The 1,674-nt window shown below is 71.5% G+C and carries 1 protein-coding gene and 1 pseudogene; both read left to right on the forward strand.

Translation table 11 applies throughout. The features are described 5' to 3' along the window. Window positions 1-849: SIS domain-containing protein (locus KBX53_RS32180; protein ID WP_210863603.1), on the forward strand; the 849-nt coding region annotated here is incomplete at its 5' end. A 67-nt stretch (window positions 850-916) separates the two neighbouring features. Continuing rightward, window positions 917-1,657 (forward strand): annotated as a pseudogene (locus tag KBX53_RS32185) (cation diffusion facilitator family transporter); the annotation flags it as partial. Window positions 1,658-1,674: the final 17 nt, after the last annotated feature.

Here is a 1,674-nt window from a genome sequence, read left to right on the forward strand (position 1 = left end):
AGCGCGTCCGGACGGAGCCCGGAGGCGCTCGGCGCCGCCGAGGCGGCCCACCGCCGTGGCGCCCGACTCGTCGCCGTGGGTGCCCCGGACTCGCGGTTGCAGTCGATCGCCGAGCAGGCCCGGGCGCCGTTCATCCCGGTGCCCCGGCGTGCCCCCGCCCGGGCCAGCCTCTGGGCGCTCACCGTGCCGGTCCAGCTCGCCGCCCGTTCCCCCCGGCGCGTGAAGGTCAACGAGGCGGACCTGGCGGAGACCGCGGGCCGGCTCGACCCGGACGCGGACCGCTGCCGGTCCGCCCCCGAGACCTTCGTCAACACGGCGAAGTCACTGGCGCTGGGTCTGGCCGGCTCGATCCCGATCGTGTGGGGTTCGTCCCCGCTGGCCACGGTGGCGGCCCGCCGGTTCGGCGACACCCTGTCGGCCAACGCCCGCTACCCGGTGGTCACCGGGGCGCTGGGTGAGGCCGGGCGGGGTCGCGTCGGGCTCCTCGACGGCGTCTTCGGCGGCCTGGCCGAGGGGGAGCGGGACATCTTCGCCGACCCGGCCGAGGACGACGGAGAGGGCACCCGGCTGCGGCTGGTGCTGCTGCGTGACGGCGGGCTCAACGCCGAGGACGACACCGACGAGCCGCTCGCCGTGGAGGAGCGCCGCGCGGACGCGGTGCAGACCCTCGCGGAGCGTCGTGGCGTGCGCTGCGACGTGGTGACCGCCGAGGGCGGTTCCGCCCTGGAGCGGCTGGCGTCACTGATCGCCGTCCCGGATTTCGCCTCGATCTACCTTGCGCTGGCCCACGGGCTGGACCCGATGGCCGTTCCGGCCATCACCGAGATGAAGGAGCTGTCGAACCAGTGAACGAACGTAGGGGGCGGCACGCCATGCGCGGACCGGTCGGCTTCGTGTCGCGAAGCGGAGCGGTGGCATGAGCGCCAACGGTGGGACGAAGGCGATCGTCGCCGCCCTGCTGGCCAACGTCGGCATCGCCGTCACCAAGTTCATTGCGTTCCTGCTCTCCGGCTCGTCGTCGATGCTGGCCGAGGCGGTCCACTCGGTCGCCGACTCTGGCAACCAGGGCCTCCTGCTGCTCGGCGGCAAGCGGGCGAAGCGGGCGGCCACCCCGGAACACCCGTTCGGGTACGGCCGGGAGCGCTACATCTACGCGTTCATCGTGTCCATCGTGCTGTTCAGCATCGGTGGCCTGTTCGCGCTCTACGAGGCGTACCACAAGTGGCATCACAAGGGCGGCATCGAGTCCTGGCAGTGGTTGCCGGTGGCCGTGCTGGTGGCCGCGATCATCATGGAGTCGTTCTCGTTCCGGACCGCCATCAAGGAGTCCAACCAGATCCGGGGCAACCAGTCCTGGGTGCGTTTCATCCGTCGCGCCAAGGCGCCGGAGCTTCCGGTGGTGCTGCTGGAGGACTTCGGCGCGCTGATCGGCCTGGTGTTCGCCCTGTTCGGCGTCACCATGACACTGATCACCGGTAACGGCGAGTGGGATGCCGCCGGCACCGCGATGATCGGCATCCTGCTGGTCGTGATCGCGGTCGTGCTCGCCATCGAGACGAAGAGCCTGCTGCTCGGTGAGGGCGCCGAGGCGTCCGACGTGGCCGCCATCGAGCGGGCCGTCACCGACGGCCCCGAGGTGGAGCGGATCATCCACATGTAGACGCTCTACCTGGG

Source organism: Micromonospora sp. M51 (assembly GCF_018070305.1).
GTDB classification, from domain to species: domain Bacteria; phylum Actinomycetota; class Actinomycetes; order Mycobacteriales; family Micromonosporaceae; genus Micromonospora; species Micromonospora parva.